10 protein-coding genes and 2 pseudogenes are annotated in these 16,124 nt (G+C 67.3%); 7 read left to right on the top strand and 5 right to left on the bottom strand.

Annotated elements, in window-relative coordinates; all coding sequences use genetic code 11:
* Positions 1-238 precede the first annotated feature (238 nt).
* Positions 239-535 carry a hypothetical protein gene (locus ACZY0R_RS17755; protein ID WP_488860005.1) on the bottom strand — a complete coding sequence of 99 codons (297 nt, stop codon included), beginning with the start codon at positions 533-535 and terminating at the stop codon, positions 239-241.
* Between the two features lie 196 nt (positions 536-731).
* The gene (uvrA, locus tag ACZY0R_RS17750) at positions 732-6,611 is read right to left on the bottom strand and encodes an excinuclease ABC subunit UvrA (protein WP_488860003.1); all 5,880 of its coding nucleotides are present in this window, start codon (positions 6,609-6,611) and stop codon (positions 732-734) included.
* 298 nt (positions 6,612-6,909) lie between these two features.
* On the opposite strand from uvrA, the gene ACZY0R_RS17745 reads away from it, so the two are divergent.
* Positions 6,910-7,032, top strand: a complete 123-nt coding sequence (locus ACZY0R_RS17745) for a hypothetical protein (RefSeq protein ID WP_488860001.1) — start codon at positions 6,910-6,912, stop codon at positions 7,030-7,032.
* Positions 7,033-7,242: 210 nt separating this feature from the next.
* Here ACZY0R_RS17745 and ACZY0R_RS17740 read toward each other — a convergent pair.
* Positions 7,243-7,356 (bottom strand): annotated as a pseudogene (locus ACZY0R_RS17740) (DNA-binding response regulator); the annotation flags it as partial.
* A gap of 122 nt (positions 7,357-7,478) precedes the next feature.
* On the opposite strand from ACZY0R_RS17740, the pseudogene ACZY0R_RS17735 reads away from it, so the two are divergent.
* Positions 7,479-7,707, top strand: a pseudogene (locus ACZY0R_RS17735) (LysR family transcriptional regulator); the annotation flags it as partial.
* 101 nt (positions 7,708-7,808) lie between these two features.
* Here ACZY0R_RS17735 and ACZY0R_RS17730 read toward each other — a convergent pair.
* Positions 7,809-9,158 carry a cytochrome-c peroxidase gene (locus ACZY0R_RS17730; protein WP_488859999.1) on the bottom strand — a complete coding sequence of 450 codons (1,350 nt, stop codon included), beginning with the start codon at positions 9,156-9,158 and terminating at the stop codon, positions 7,809-7,811.
* A 229-nt stretch (positions 9,159-9,387) separates the two neighbouring features.
* Here ACZY0R_RS17730 and acpA point away from each other — a divergent pair, with 229 nt between their 5' ends.
* On the top strand, positions 9,388-11,541 hold the full coding sequence (acpA, locus tag ACZY0R_RS17725) for an acid phosphatase (RefSeq protein WP_488859997.1): 2,154 nt from the start codon (positions 9,388-9,390) through the stop codon (positions 11,539-11,541).
* 174 nt (positions 11,542-11,715) lie between these two features.
* Here the strand turns inward: acpA and ACZY0R_RS17720 are convergent, their stop codons facing one another.
* On the bottom strand, positions 11,716-12,468 hold the full coding sequence (locus ACZY0R_RS17720; RefSeq protein ID WP_447433510.1) for a GntR family transcriptional regulator: 753 nt from the start codon (positions 12,466-12,468) through the stop codon (positions 11,716-11,718).
* Positions 12,469-12,631: 163 nt separating this feature from the next.
* Between ACZY0R_RS17720 and ACZY0R_RS17715 the strand changes: the two genes are divergently transcribed.
* The 4 genes from ACZY0R_RS17715 to ACZY0R_RS17700 are packed head-to-tail and all read left to right on the top strand — an operon-like array spanning position 12,632 to position 16,073.
* Positions 12,632-12,913 (top strand): UxaA family hydrolase, encoded by a 282-nt coding sequence (locus ACZY0R_RS17715; protein WP_045241302.1) that lies wholly within the window; start codon positions 12,632-12,634, stop codon positions 12,911-12,913.
* A 48-nt stretch (positions 12,914-12,961) separates the two neighbouring features.
* A complete protein-coding gene (locus ACZY0R_RS17710) occupies positions 12,962-14,137 on the top strand; it encodes a UxaA family hydrolase (protein ID WP_045241303.1) in 1,176 nt (391 codons plus the stop codon).
* The gene (locus ACZY0R_RS17705) at positions 14,137-15,072 is read left to right on the top strand and encodes a hydroxyacid dehydrogenase (protein WP_488859994.1); all 936 of its coding nucleotides are present in this window, start codon (positions 14,137-14,139) and stop codon (positions 15,070-15,072) included. Before ACZY0R_RS17710 ends, ACZY0R_RS17705 begins: the two co-directional genes overlap by 1 nt.
* Positions 15,069-16,073, top strand: a complete 1,005-nt coding sequence (locus ACZY0R_RS17700; RefSeq protein ID WP_488859992.1) for an Ldh family oxidoreductase — start codon at positions 15,069-15,071, stop codon at positions 16,071-16,073. Before ACZY0R_RS17705 ends, ACZY0R_RS17700 begins: the two co-directional genes overlap by 4 nt.
* Positions 16,074-16,124: the final 51 nt, after the last annotated feature.

The raw sequence follows: 16,124 nt of genomic DNA, 5'->3' as shown, positions 1-16,124 counted from the left end.
CGTGGGAGTCGGCCCGTTTTGCGGCAGGTGAGAAAGCGTACCGCAAAGGCACCCGTGCGGGTCAATGCCGCGAATGACCGCGCCTGCATCCAACGCCACCGCGCTGATGACCGGACATTTGCTCCATATCGAAGGTTCACTCGACCTGACCGTGCGCCCTTGCCAGGGGCTGAGCACGGCGCTGGCGTGGCATGCGATGCGCGGCATCGCAGCACCGGAGTGGCCCGGGAGTGGCCCTCTAGCGGCCCGGATCGTCCTGCTGCTGCCAGCCGGGTTTCATCCGCAGGCCGAAGCTGCTGCGCGGCTGGACATCGCGCTCGGGGCGCAGCGCGTATTGGTCGTGGTTGCCTTGCGTGGCTTGCTGGGTGGCCTGCTGGACGGCCGGCGAAGTTGGCGTCCGGCCCGTGCCCGTGCCTGCCTTGGCTGGCGCGCGGGCGCCGCCGGCCTCGGACGCGGCGGGCGCCGCCAGCAGGGCCGGGCTGGCCAGGGCGAGCCATAGCAACGCCATGATAGGAAAAAGGGATTTAGAGGTCACACTGTCACGCGGCGGCGATGCCGAATCCGCCCGGAGGCCCACGCATGAGCGAACGGCAGGACCGGCGGCGGCCACCAGTTGCTGAATATCGCATTGTGTCAGCTACCGGGACCGCCGGGTGAAAACCGCCCGGGGCCTCGCTTTCCGGAAGGCCGGCGAGCGCCGGCATTGCCATATTGCGGCACCCGCCATTGCCTCAGGCGGCCGCCTTGCCGGCTTGCTTGCCCCGTTTGCCCTCCTGCCTGCCACGCGCCAGCACCGGCGCCAGCGCCGCACCGGTATGGCTGGCCCGCACCCGCACCAGCCCCTCCGGGTCGGTAGCCGCAACGATGCCGCCGCCAGCCACCCCGCCTTCGGGACCCAGGTCGAGGATCCAGTCGGCTTCCGCGATCACATCGAGGTCGTGCTCGATCACCACCACGCTGTGGCCGCCGTCCGCCAGCCGGTGCAGCACGCGGATCAGCTTGGCCACGTCGGCCATATGCAGTCCGACGGTCGGCTCGTCCAGCACGTACAAGGTGTGCGGCGCCTGCTGCCCGCGCCGCGTGATGTCGTCGCGCACCTTGGACAGCTCGGTCACCAGCTTGATGCGCTGCGCCTCGCCTCCGGACAGCGTGGGCGACGGCTGGCCCAGCGTCAGGTAGCCCAGGCCCACATCTTTCATCAGCTGCAGCGGGTGCGCGATATTGGACATGGCGGAGAAGAACTCCACCGCCTCGTCGATCTCCATCGTCAGCACGTCGCCGATATTCTTGCCGCGCCAGGTGACCGCCAGCGTTTCCGGGTTGAAGCGCTGGCCGTGGCAGACGTCGCAATGCACCTTCACATCGGGCAGGAAGCTCATGCCGATGGTGCGCACGCCCTGGCCTTCGCAGGCCGGGCAGCGGCCGTCGCTGGTGTTGAAGGAAAAGCGCGAGGCGGAATAGCCGCGCGCCTTGGCTTCCAGCGTCTGCGCGAACAGCTTGCGGATGGTGTCCCACACGCCGATGTACGTGGCCGGGCAAGAGCGCGGCGTCTTGCCGATCGGGGTCTGGTCGACTTCCAGCACGCGGTCGATGCTCTCAAAGCCGGTGATGCTGTCGCAGCCCTGCCAGTCGTGCGTGACCTCCAGCTTGCGGCGCGGCTCGGCGCGTGCCGTGGCCTGCGAGCGCGCGGGCGCCTCGCTGCCGGCCGCCTTGCGCGCGCGCCGCGTGGCCGGCGACGACATTACCGAACGGCCCACCGCGTCGAGCAGGTTGGCCATCAGCACATCGCGCGCCAGCGTGGACTTGCCCGAGCCGCTGACGCCGGTGACGGCCACCAGCCGCCCCAGCGGGATGCTGGCGGTGACGTTGCGCAGGTTGTGCAGCCGGGCGCCGTGCACGGTCAGCCAGCGCCCGGGCACGGCCTCGCCGTCCTTGCCCTCCGGCTTCACCGCGCGGCGCGGCTGCAGCGGATGCAGGATCGGCCGGGCCAGGAACTGGCCGGTCAGCGAGTCCGGGCTGGCCGACAGCGCGGCCACGCCGCCCTGCGCCACCAGCGTGCCGCCACGCTTGCCGGCGCCGGGGCCGATGTCGATGATGTGGTCGGCGCGGCGGATGGTGTCCTCGTCATGCTCCACCACCACCAGCGTATTGCCCTTCTCGCCGAGCTTGCGCAGCGCGTCGAGCAGGATCTGGTTGTCGCGCGGATGCAGGCCGATGGTGGGCTCGTCGAGCACGTAGCAGACACCCTGCAGGTTGCTGCCGAGCTGGGCCGCAAGCCGGATGCGCTGCGCCTCGCCGCCGGAGAGGCTGGGCGCGGCGCGGTCCAGGCTGAGGTAGCCCAGGCCGACTTCTTCCAGGAACTGCAGGCGGCTGCGGATCTCGCTCACCACGTCGCGCGCGATCTCGCCTTCGCGGCCTGCGAGGTGCAGGCCTTGCACCCAGCGGTGCGTATCGGAGACCGTCCACTGCGCCACTTCCACGATGGGGTGCGCGTCGAACGTCACCGCACGCGCCACCGGGTTCAGCCGCGTGCCGCCGCAATCCGCGCACGGCGTATCGGCGACGTCATCGGGCTCTTGCTGCTCCGAAGGCAAGGTCTGCTCGCGCCCGCGATTGTCGTCGGCCATCACGGTATCGTCGTAGACCGCGCGCTGCTCGCGCGTGAGGGTCAGGCCGGTGCCGACGCAGCTGGCGCACCAGCCGTGCTTGCTGTTGTAGGAAAACAGGCGCGGGTCCAGTTCGGGATAGCTGGTGCTGCACACCGGACAGGCGCGCCTGGTCGAGAACACGGTGGTGCTGCCGACGCGGGCGGTGCCGCCATTGCCCATCGCGTGCTGCAGGCCGTCGAGCGGCGCCAGCAGGTGCATCACGCCCTTGCCGGCTTCCAGCGCCTGGCCCAGCATCGCGCGCAGCGCGGCTTCGTTGTCCGCGGACACGATGATGTCGCCGACCGGCAGCTCGATGGTGTGCTCGCGGAAGCGGTCCAGGCGCGGCCACGGGTCCACCGGCAGGAACTCGCCGTCGACACGCAGGTGCGTATTGCCGCGCGCCTTGGCCCATTTGGCCAGGTCGGTATAGACACCCTTGCGGTTGACCACCAGCGGCGCCAGCAGGCCAACGTGCTGGCCCTTGTAGTCGCGCAGCAACTGCGCGGCGATGGACTCGGGGCTTTGCGAGGTGACCGGCGCGCCGTCGTGGATGCAATGCTGGATGCCCAGCTTCACATACATCAGCCGCAGGAAGTGCCAGACCTCGGAGGTGGTCGCCACCGTGCTCTTGCGGCCGCCGCGCGACAGGCGCTGCTCGATGGCCACCGTGGGCGGGATGCCGTACACCGCATCCACCTCCGGCCGCCCGGCGGGCTGCACGATGGAGCGCGCATAGGCATTGAGCGATTCAAGGTAGCGGCGCTGCCCTTCGTGGAACAGGATGTCGAACGCGAGCGTGGACTTGCCCGAGCCTGACACCCCGGTGATGACGTTGAACTTGCCGTGCGGGATATCGACGTTGAGCGCCTTCAGGTTGTGCTCATGCGCGTTGACGATGCGCACCACGTCCTCGCCCTCGATGGCGCGGCGCGCGCGCGCCGCGCGCAAGGCGGCCTGCAACGGCACGCCAGCATCTTCGGCCACGAAGGTATGGCCCACGGCGCGGTCGTACTGCAGCAGCGCCTTGCCGGTATGCGAGTCCGCGCAGCGCTTGACATCTTCCGGCGTGCCCACGCACAGCACTTCCCCGCCGGCGTCGCCGCCCTCGGGACCAAGGTCGATGATCCAGTCGGCTGCGCGCACCACGTCGAGGTTGTGCTCGATCACGATCAGCGAATGCCCACCGTCCAGCAGCTTGCCGAAGGCACGCATCAGCTTGGCGATATCGTCGAAGTGCAGCCCCGTGGTGGGCTCGTCGAACATGAACAGCTTGCACTCGTACGGCATCGGCTTGACGCGCGTATTGCTTGCCTGCGCGGTCTCGGCCAGATAGCCGGCCAGCTTCAGGCGCTGGGCCTCGCCGCCCGACAGCGTGGGCACCGGCTGGCCCAGCTTGACGTACTCCAGGCCCACGTCGACGATCGGCTGCAGCACACGCAGCACCGCCGCATCGCCGGCGAAATACGCCACGGCTTCGCTCACGGTCAGCTCAAGCACATCAGCCACGCTGAGCGCGCGCGGCGCTTCGTCCGGCAGTGCGCGCTCGATCTTCACTTCAAGGATTTCAGCGCGGTAGCGCCGGCCATCGCAGTCCGGGCAGCGCAGGTAGACGTCGGAGAGGAACTGCATCTCGACGTGCTCGAAGCCCGAGCCGCCGCAGGTGGGGCAGCGCCCGTCGCCGGAGTTGAAGCTGAACATGCCCGCGGTATAGCTGCGCTGCAGCGCCATCGGCGCCTTGGCGAACAGCTTGCGGATCTCGTCGAAGGCGCCGACATAGCTGGCCGGGTTGGAGCGCGCGGTCTTGCCGATGGGCGACTGGTCGACGAACACCACATCGGCCACCTGTTCCGCGCCGGTCAGGCTGCGGAAGGCGCCGGGGGCATCCGTGGACTTGCCGAACTGGCGCGCCATGGCGGGATAGAGCACGTCCTGCAGCAGCGTGGACTTGCCCGAACCGGACACGCCGGTCACGCACACCAGCCGCTGCAGCGGAATTTCCACGGTGACGTCGCGCAGGTTGTGCTCGCTCGCGCCTTCCAGCACGATGCGCGGCGTGGCGGCATCCACCGCGCGCGGTTCCCAGCGGGAGAGATCGGTCACCTGGCGGTGTCCGGCAAGGTACTCGCCGGTAAGCGTGCCCGAACCGCGGATAGCGGCCGGCGTGCCGTCGAAGATGATGTTGCCCCCGCGCTCGCCCGGGCCGGGGCCCATGTCGATCAGGCGGTCGGCAGCGAGCATCACCGAAGGATCATGCTCCACCACCACCAGCGTATTGCCGGCATCGCGCAGGCGATGCATGGCCTCGACGATGCGGTTCAGGTCGCGCGGGTGCAGGCCGATGCTCGGCTCGTCGAGCACGAACAGCGTCTTGACCAGCGAAGTGCCCAGCGCGGTGGTGAGGTTGATACGCTGCACCTCGCCGCCGGACAGCGTGCGGCTCTGGCGGTCCAGCGTGAGGTAGCCCAGGCCCACGTCGCACAGGTATTTCAGGCGCGTGCGCACCTCGGCCAGCAGCAGCTTGAGCGCGTCGTCGAGCATCAGGCTCGGCAGCGTGAGTTCGTCGAAGAATCTGCGGATGCGCTCGATCGGCATCAGCATCAGGTCGTGCACGGTCAGGCCGGGCAGCGCTTCGAGCTGCGTGCGGTCCCAGTCCACGCCGCGCGGCAGGAAGCGCTTTTCCGGCGCGCACACGGCGTCGGCGCCCGGCTTGCTGCCCAGGCGCCACAGCAGCGCCTCCGTCTTGAGCCGCGCGCCGCCGCAAGTCTCGCACGGCGTATAGCTGCGGTACTTGGACAGCAGCACGCGGATATGCATCTTGTACGCCTTCGACTCCAGGTAGTCGAAGAAGCGCTTGACGCCATACCAGTGCGTATTCCACTTGCCGTTCCAGTCCGGCGAGCCGTCGATGACCCAGGCCCGCTCTGCCGGGGTCAGGCCGGACCAGGCCACATCGCGCGGGATGCCCGCCTTGGCGGCGTAGCGCATCAGGTCGTCCTGGCACTCCTTCCAGGCAGGCGTCTGCATCGGCTTGATGGCACCGCCGCGCAGCGTCTTGCGCTCGTCCGGAATCACCAGCCCGAGATCGACGCCGATCACGCGGCCGAAGCCGCGGCAGGTCTCGCAGGCGCCGTAGGCGGAGTTGAAGGAGAACAAGGCCGGCTGCGGATCCGCATAGCGGATATCGCTCTCCGGGCTATGCAGGCCGGTGGAAAAGCGCCACACTTGGGGCTCCGCGCCCTCATTGGCAGTGTCGGGCACATAGACGTTGACCCGGCCGCTGCCGCGCTTGAGCGAGGCCTCGATGGCTTCCAGCGCCCGCACCTTCTCGGTATTGCCGAGGCGGAAACGGTCGGCCACCACGTCGAGCACCTTGCGCGGCCCGGTGGGCGACGCCACCACGCGCTGCGCCTGCACCCGCGTATAGCCGCTGACGGACAGCCACTGCTCGATCTCGGCGTCCGTAGTGGTTTCCGGCAGTTCCACCGGGAAGGTCACAACCAGACGGGGGTCGCCGTCCGGCGCCTGCGCGGCGCGTGCCTGCAGCTCGGCGTAGATGGTCTCCGGCGAGTCGTGCCGCACCGGCTGCGCGGTCTGGCGGTCGAACAGCTCGGCGGCGCGCGCGTACAGCAGCTTCAGGTGATCGTTGAGCTCCGTCATGGTGCCGACCGTGGAGCGCGAGCTGCGCACCGGGTTGGTCTGGTCGATGGCGATGGCCGGCGGCACGCCGTCGACCCGGTCCACCTGCGGCCGGTCCATGCGGTCCAGGAACTGGCGCGCGTAGGCGCTGAAGGTCTCGACGTAGCGCCGCTGCCCTTCGGCGTAGAGCGTATCGAACACCAGGCTCGACTTGCCCGATCCCGACGGCCCGGTCACCACGGTCATTTCGCCGGTGCGCAGGTCGAGGTCGAGATTCTTGATATTGTGCTGACGGGCTCCGCGGATACGGATGACACCGGATGACATGGATTGCGTCCTTTTGATGCGGGTGGCTGGCGGAATGCTTGCGAGCGGGATGCGACGTGCGGGCGGCGGAGGGCCGGGCGCGGGTGCCAGACGGACAATCCCGTTGCGCCCGCCTGGCGCTGCGCCGGGTACTGCCCACAGCACCGCGCACCTCAAAGGCGCGGCGAAAAGCCGCCGCAAATCGCGGCATTGGTACGGTCAGGCCGCTATCGTATCCCGAAGGGCGGCGGCGTGCCGCGCGGCAATGTGTGGCCCTGACGTCTCCTGACAGCACGGTGTCAGGAGGAAATGGGGACACATGACGGGAATCAAAGCCCCCGCGCGCCTTGCAAGGCCGCTGCGGGGCGCGATTTCAGAAGGTGCTAAAGCACTGATCGCGCTCGAGTGGCAGGCTGCGCAGTTGCGTTTGGTGGATCGCTGAACAGGCGCGGGCCGCGCGCATGGTAGAGGACATGGAGTTGCAGGAATGCTGCACGGCGCCAGGGTTCGTCAGCACACGCTATGACACCGCGCAGTCCGCGCTGGAGTCCTGTCTGATCGCGTGGGCGCTATAGCGCGCCATGCGTCCATCCTTATCGTGATCGGCAGACAACAGGCCATCAGTATGAGAAACGATGTCAGGGAAGCGGCGTCATCCCGATTGATCGTGCCAGCTCCCTGCGTACTTGAACAACTCGGAATCACGCTTGAAGCCCAGTTTCTTCATCGCGCTGAGCTTCTGCGTACTGATCGTTTGCACACTCCGGATTATCGCGATGACGATCAAATCCATCGGAGGATATAAATCCAAAATGTCCGGATGCCGTGCTTGGCCAGCGTGTTGTGCGCCGCCTTGAAGAAGCGGAAGAAGATGACTATCTCGCCGGCATGGAACAGGCGGCCCGGAAGCCAGGCGTGGTCACATCGGCGCTGAGCCAGCAGATCAGCCGGTTCGAAGGCGAGCGGGCGCGTCCCCACGAACGCGGGCCTGGCCTTCTGGCGGCAGGCGCAACTGGCGATCCGCCACGCCGGTGACGCCGTGCAGCTGGTGCGCCTGTCCGGCTATGTCAGCCTAGGCATGGCGCGCAGCATCTCCAAGACGCTCCCTTGCGATTTCACCAAGGATCCCAAACCGGGTGGCATGGTCGCGCTGACGCCCAGCGTGCTGCTGTGCGTGCCGGTGGACAGCCGCTGGGGCCAGGATTCCTGCCAGGATCCTCAATGGGTTGCAGGAATGCGGTAGCCGTCGCTGAGCGTCTTCAGGAACGCGATGACATCGCGGATCTCGGCCTCCGACAGGGCGGGCTTGCCGCCGGGCGCCCCGCCGAACGGCGGTTCCATATTGACGTTTTCGCGGTATCGGGCGGGCAGGTCGTCGAACTTGTCGATGCTGCCGTCTGCCTTGCGCGGGTACCACTTGCCTGGCCGGCTGTCCCGCTCCACATAGAAGCGCAGCACGTCTTCGAGCGAATGGAAAGCACCGTTGTGGAAGAAGGTCTTGCGCTGCGCCACGTTGCGCAGCCCTGGGGTGCGGAACAGGCCACAGTACTCGGCCCGGTCCTTCAGGTCGGTGCGATCCGGCCCGCACAGTCCCAGGTCGAAGAAGGCAGGGTCGGCGTTGGCTGCCAGCTTGCGGTTGCGCGGCACGCCCAGCGCGATAAAGCCAAAGTCGCTGAAGGCGGGAAAGACGCCATCGGCGCTGATCGCGCTCGGATGGCACGACGCGCAGTTGCCTTTGGCGGGGTCGTTGAACAGGCGCAGGCCGCGCGCTTCCTGCTCGGTCAGCCTGACCTGCCGCCGCAGGAACGCATCGTACTTGCTGGTGTAGGGATAGAACTCGGACGGCGTCTCCTGGAATACCTCCAGCACCATCAGCGCCGCCTTGAAGGCAAGCTCGTCACGCGCCAGGATATCGGCGCCGAACACCTCGCGGAACGTTTGCGCGTGCTTGCCGCCGCGCAGCCTGGCCGCCACCGCCGCGACATCGGCGTTCGCCATCTCATGGGGCGACAGCAGCGGAATGCCCGCCTGCTCGTGTGTGGAAGCAGCCCGCCCGTCCCAGTTATGGCCGCCGGTTGGACCCTGGTCTTCGCTGTCGTTGCCGTCGTTCTCGTGGAAGTGCTCGGAAAACGATGGCACGTTCTGCACGTAGCGCAGCGAGGGCGCGGCGCGCGCGCCGGTGCGCCGCATATCGGTGCCGCCCAGTTGCACGGAAAGATCGTTACCCGGGCCGTAGGCGTGGTCCGGGCTATGGCAACTCGCGCACGCGAGCCGGCCCGACGCGGACAGCGCGGGATCGAAGAACAGCGCCTTGCCGAGCGCCGCCATCGCCGGCACGGAGGGCCGGCGCGTCGCCATCAGGTTGTAGAACGCATTGGCATAAGCAGGCCGCGCGGGGGCCTCCCGGCCCACGGCCGGCGCGGATGCGGGCGCCGCGGGCGCGGCCGCCGCTTCCTGCCCGGACTTGCCGCAGGCCGGCAGTGTCAGCGCGAACGCCAGCAGCGAGGCACCAGCGGCGAATCGGAGGATCGGGGAAGGAACTGGCGACAAGCCGGAGCGCGGTGGCATCTCTGCGGGACGGTGGCATGGCGAGGGCGTGGATGGTGCGGCAGCCCAGGCACAAGTGTTCAAGGATGGCCCGCCAAGCTAGCACCCTCGCATGACATTGGCGTGTCAGACGCGGGGCCTTGCGTCGGATTTCCGCCCGGCTGCCATCATCAATCTGACATGGAGCGGCGCGAGAATCGCGACGCAGTCCGACAAGAACCTCCTCACAAGAAACCAAACAGGAAAATCCATGCGCCGAGCTTTGAGACTCTATCCCCTTGCGGCAATGGCCGCCGCGGCCATGGCTGCCTGCGGTGGCAGCGACTCCGGTAGCGCCAGTACGCCTGCTGCCGTCACCACGTCGGGCGTCGTGACCGGCAGCTATTTCGAACATGCCAAAGTGTGCATCGATGCCAACAATAATGGCAAGTGCGAAAGCAGCGAGACCAGCACGTACACCGGTAAGGACGGCGCCTTCAAGCTGGCCGGCCAGGGCGCGATCGCCGCGGAAATCGGCAGCGACGCCTTCCGCAACGACGACGCCGGCGGCCACGCTGCCGTGACCCGGCCGCTGGTGTTCCGCGCACCGGCCGGCGCCAACGGCGTGATCAGCGCCATCACGACCGAGCTGGTTTCCATCATGGAGACCAACGGCGGCGACCTCACCGCGGCCAAGGCACGACTGGCCGCACGCATCGGGGTGACGGCGGACAAGCTGCTCGCCGACCACAACAAGGAAACCGACGAGACCATCAAGACGACCCTGCAGGCGGAGATCGACCAGACCATCGACCTCATCGCGGACTCGGTCGCCGGCGGCGGCGACATCGGCCAGGCGCTGCGCGACGGCGTCGGCAGGCGGGTCGCCCTCGACAACATCAAGACCGTGGTGGTGATCTATGCCGAAAACCGCGGCTTCGACAATCTCTACGGCCTGTTCCCCGGCGCCAATGGCATCCCCGGCGTGAACCCCACTTCGACCGGCACCGTAGAGCCGCAGAAGGACTTCGACGGCTCCGTGCTGCCGGTGCTGCCGCCGACCTGGGGCGGGCTCACCGCGGCAGGGCAAGCCGTGCAGCTGCCACAGGCCAGCACCGCCAACTGGGCGAACAAGCCGTTCCAGATCGACACCCCGCTTGCGTCTGGCGGCGTCAACGGAAGCGGCGTGGAAATCTCGCAATCCGTCACCACGCGCGACCTGGTGCACCGCTTCTACAACAACCAGATGCAGATCAATGGCGGCAAGAACGACAAGTACGCCGCGTTCTCGGACGCAGGCGGCCTGACGATGGGCTATTACGACGGCAGCAAGATGGCGATGTGGCAACTCGCCAAGCAGTACGTGCTGGCCGACAACTTCTACATGGGTGCCTTTGGCGGCTCGTTCCTCAACCACCAATACCTGATCTGCGCCTGCGCACCGCGGTACCCGAACGCCGACGCCGCCAGCTCGCCCGCCAAGGGCTCGATCTCGGCGATCGATGTCGACGCCAATGGCAACTTCGCGCGCATGACGCCCGGCACCGGCAATCCCGCCTCAGTCCTCGCCGGCAAGGCGGTGTACCTGAACGACAGCACGCTGACGCCCAAGGACGCCAGCGGCATGTTCTACGCCGTCAACACCATGCAGCCGGACTACCAGCCGAGCGGCAACAAGCCCGCCGCCACCGATACCACGGGCCTCTACGCCGACCCCGCCAAGGCGACCACGCTGCCGCCGCAGACCCAGACCACCATCGGCGACCTGCTGAGCGCGCGCGGCATCAGTTGGGCATGGTATGCCGGCGCCTGGGCCAAGGCCACGCAGGACCCGACCGCCATCTACAACAACACGGTGCCCAACTTCCAGGCGCACCACCAGCCGTTCAACTACTACGCGAACTTCGATCCGGTCACCCAGGCCGCCAACCGCAGCGCGCACCTGAAGGACTTCGACAGCCAGTTCCTGCAGGACGCCGCGGCAGGCACCCTGCCGGCAGTCGCGTTCTACAAGCCGCAGGGCAACCTGAACCAGCACCCCGGCTACGCGAGCGTGACCGCTGGCGACGGCCATATCGCCGACGTGATCGCGCAGCTGCAGAAGAGCCCGCAGTGGAAGAACATGCTGATCCTGGTCACCTACGACGAAAACGGCGGTTTCTACGACCACGCGCAAGTGCCCACCGGCGACCGCTGGGGCCCTGGCACGCGTATCCCGGCCATCCTGGTGTCGCCGTACGCGAAGAAAGGCTTCGTCGACCATACGCAATACGACACGGCCTCCGCCCTGCGCTTCATCACCCGCCGCTTCGTCCTGCCGACCCTGCCCGGCCTGCAGCAACGCGACACCGCGCTGCTTGCCAACAAGGGCAAGGCGATGGGCGACCTGACCAACGCGCTGGACTTCACGGCCATGCCGCACTGATGGTGCCGGAAAAAACCTGAGGCATTGGCCGAAGCCGAGCGGATGCGCCAAAGCCATCTGGAATGACGACGGCTGTCGCTCCCTCTCCCACTCGTGGGAGAGGGGAGCAAACCGGCCTTTGAAGCTGACTCCGAGGTTAAGCGGTTACAGCCATCCCGCGCGGCGTACCGCCGATCAGCTCTCTTCCTTCGGCATCTGCGACACGATGAACTCGTGCTCCGCCGTATTCAGCGTCGACACCCGCCACTCCACTGGCTGCCGGTGGTAGGTGAATGCCACGCGGTGGATGCGCATCAGCGGCGCGCCCGGCGCCACGCCGAGCAGCGCCTGCTCCCGCTCGGTGGCCAGCACCGAACGCAAGCGCTCCTCGGTCTGGATCACATTGACGCCGAAGGACTCCTGGTAAAAGTTGTAGAGCGTATTTGGCCGGCTACGTAACTGCGCCTCGGTCAGCCCGGCAAACAACCGCTCCGGCAGCACGATCTCGTCGATCATCATCGGCCGTTCGTCCAGCGACAGCACGTTGGTCAACTGGAACGCCCGCGCTCCTGCCTCCAGCCCCAGCAACGCGCACACGCTCTTGTCCGCCTTGATCTTGCGGAACGACTCCAGCTCCACGGTCGGATAGCCGCGATGGCCGTCCTGGTGAGCCACCTTGAAAAAGCGGAAGAAATGATCGTCGCGCCGGTGCGTGGCCACGAAGGTGCCACGCCCCTGATGCCGGATCAGGAGGCTTTCCGCCACCAGTTCGTCGATGGCCTTGCGCAGCGTGCCGATCGACACGCCGAAGCGTTCGGTCAGCTTCTTCTCCGACGGGATCGCCTCGCCGGGCTTCCATTCGCCATCGGCCAGCGCCTGCAATACATGCCGTTTGACGTCCTTGTAGAGGACGCCACCCGGCGGAGGGATATCTCGTAGGTTGCTCATGGCTTGGTGCTTTCTCTGGATGACTGGAATGTACCAGAGAATAACTCATACAACTCATACATATGACATAGTTGACATGAAGGAATTCGGAAACTATCCTTTGTTCCATCGGTTGCCGCTCACCGCTTGCTGCACCGTAACAAAAACCCCCAAAGGAGGAGCAATGATTCACGTAGTGCTGCACGATGCAAAAGACACGGTCGCCGTAGCGGTGGTCGAGGGGATCGAGGCCGGAACCGAACTGAACGCCTGGATCATGGACGAGGACAAGGTCATCACGGTGGTTGCCAAGCAGCCCATCCCGATCGGCCACAAGGTGGCGCTGCGCGACATGGAAGTGGGCCAGACCGTATTCAAGTACGGCATCGACATCGGCAAGGTGGTCGCGCCCATCAAGGCCGGCGACCACGCCCACGTCCACAACATCAAGACCAAGCGCTGGTAAGCCGCGCCGCTCCCCCGTCCCCCAATACAACTTACCGAGAGAACATCCATGTCCGTCATCGACAACCAGACCACCTTCCGGGGCTATCGCCGCGACAACGGCCGCGTCGGCGTGCGCAACCACGTCATCATCCTGCCGCTGGACGACCTCTCCAACGCCGCTGCCGAAGCCGTTGCCGCCGCCATCAAGGGCACCATGGCGATTCCGCACCCGTACGGCCGCCTGCAGTTCGGTCCCGACCTGGACCTGCACTTCCGCACCCTGATCGGCGCTGGCAGCAACCCCAATGTGGCGGCCGTGGTGGTGATCGGCATCGAGGATGGCTGGACCAAGAAGGTGGTGGACGGCATCGCCAAGACCGGCAAGCCGGTGGTAGGCTTCGGCATCGAAGGCCACGGCGACCACGACACCATCATGCGCGCCTCCAAGGCCGCCAAGGAGTTCGTGCAGTACGCCACCGGCCTGCACCGCGTGGAATGCCCGATCAGCGACCTGTGGATCTCGACCAAGTGCGGCGAATCCGACACCACCTCCGGCTGCGGCGCCAACCCGACCGTGGGCAACGCCTTCGACAAGCTGCATCCGCTGGGCACCACGCTGGTATTCGGCGAGACCTCGGAGCTCACCGGCGGCGAACATATCGTGGCCGCGCGCTGCGCCAACGACAAGGTACGCCAGGACTTCATGAAGATGTTCAACCGCTACCAGGGCATGATCGACCGCTGGAAGACCACCGACCTGTCCGAATCGCAGCCGACCAAGGGCAATATCGCCGGCGGCCTGACCACGATCGAAGAAAAAGCGCTCGGCAATATCCAGAAGATCGGCAAGAAATGCACCGTCGACGGCGTGCTGGACAAGGCCGAAGAGCCGACCGGTCCCGGCCTGTGGTTCATGGACTCGTCCTCGGCCGCGGCGGAAATGGTCACGCTGTGCGCCGCTTCCGGCTATGTCGTGCACTTCTTCCCGACCGGCCAGGGCAACGTCATCGGCAACCCGATCGTGCCGGTGATCAAGCTGTGCGCCAATCCGCGCACCGTGCGCCTGATGAGCGAGCATATGGACGTGGACTGCTCGGGCCTGCTGCAGCGCGAACAGACCCTGGACCAGACCGGCGACAAGCTGCTCGAATGCATGATGGCCACCATCAACGGCCGCTGGACCGCCGCGGAAGCGCTGGGCCACCGCGAGTTCGTGCTCACGCGCATCCACGAGTCCGCCTGATGAAACAGGTCTGCATCAGCGAGTTCATGGACGCCGATGCCGTGGCGGCGCTGGACGCCTGCGTGCGGCTGCGCTACGAACCGGCCTGGGTCGACCAGCGCGACGCCCTGCTTGGCGCGCTGGCGCAAACCGATGCGCTGATCGTGCGCAACCGCACCCGGGTCGATGCCGAACTGCTCGACGCCGCGCCCGCGCTGCGGGTGGTCGGCCGGCTTGGGGTTGGACTGGACAATATCGACGTCAAGTCCTGCGAGGCGCGCGGCATCCGCGTGATTCCGGCCACCGGCGCCAACGCGCGCTCGGTGGCCGAGTACGTGGTCACGACGGCGCTGATGCTGTTGCGCGGCGCCTATCTGAGCCATGCCGGCATGGTGGCCGGAAAGTGGCCGCGCGCGCGCCTGTCGGAGGGGCATGAGGCATTAGGCAAGACGCTCGGCCTGATTGGCTTTGGCGATATCGGGCGGCTGACCGCGCGGCTTGCGCAGGCGCTGGGCATGCAGGTAGCAGCGCACGATCCGGCACTGCCTGACGATCATCCGGTGTGGCGCGAAACCGGCGTGACACCGATGACGCTGGAGGCACTGCTGGCCAGCGCGGATGCCGTAAGCCTGCATGTGCCGCTGGTGCCGGCTACGCGCCATCTCATCAACGCGGAGCGCCTGCGCGGCATGAAGCGCGGCGCGGTCCTCGTCAACACCGCGCGTGGCGGCGTGGTCGACGAGGCTGCGCTGGCGGCGGCGCTGCGCGAGGGATCGCTGGCGGGCGCGGCGCTCGATGTCTTCGAAGCGGAGCCACTGGGGGCCGGCGGTATCCTGGCGGACGCGCCGAACCTGGTGCTGACGCCGCATATCGCCGGCGTCAGTTTCGAGGCCAACGTGCGCGTTTCCATGATGATTGCAGACGCAGTCAAAAACGCATTGGGAGTGCATGCATGACCGCCTACCGGGCAGAAGAACTGGAACAACTCGCCGCGAGCGCCCTGCGCAGCGCGGGCGCTAGCGCGGCGCAGGCAGGCCCCACCGCCCGCGCGCTGGTGCAGGCCGACCTCGCCGGGCTGCCGTCGCACGGCGTCTCGCGCGTGCCCATGTATGTGGCGCACCTGCGCCACCAGCGCGTGAACGGGAACGCCCAGCCCACGGTTGCGCGACAGACGCCGGGCACCACGCTGATCGACGCGCAATCCGGCTTCGCCTTTCCCGCCTGTGCGCAGGCGGTCTCGGCCGCCATCGCCAGCGCGCGCGAATGCGGCATTGGCGCCGGTGTGGTGACCAACAGCCATCACTTCGGGGCGGCGGCGCTGCATCTGGACCCTGTGGCGCAAGCCGGCATGATCGGCATCGCCATGGGTAATTCGCCGGCGGCCATGCCGGCCTGGGGTGGCCGCACGCCGCTGTTCGGCACCAATCCGATCGCTGCCGTGTTTCCTCGCAAGGATGCCGATCCACTGGTCATCGACCTGTCGCTCTCGGAAGTGGCGCGCGGCAAGATCATGGTCGCCGCCCGGCAAGGCAAGCCGATCCCGCTGGGCTGGGCGCTCGATGCCGACGGCAAGCCCACCACCAATGCGCAGGCCGCGCTGCGCGGCTCGATGCTGCCCGCGGGCGGTGTCAAGGGCGCGATGCTCGCCTTGCTGGTGGAGACGCTGATCGTGTCGCTGGCCGGCGCCCACTTTGGCGCGGAAGCCGATTCCTTCTTCGAGGACGCCGGCAACCAGCCACGTATCGGCCAGCTGTTCCTGGCATTCAATCCGCGCGGCTTCGCAGGCGATGCCGCGTACCACGCCCGCCTCGAGGCCCTGATCGCCACCATGCTTTCGGATAGCGGCACCCGCCTGCCCGGCACACGGCGCGTCGACGCGCAGGCCAAAGCCCGGGAGCACGGTATCGAGATCCCCGAAGCACTGGAAAAGGAGTTGCGCACGCTAGCTCAAGCCTGACCGCACCGCATCCACGGCGCCCGCCAGAAGGCGCCGGTCCCACCAAAGGAG

This window comes from Cupriavidus sp. F041, assembly GCF_057814235.1.
Note: the sequence above shows the minus strand (reverse complement) of the source record. Positions and strands in the feature narration are given on the sequence as shown.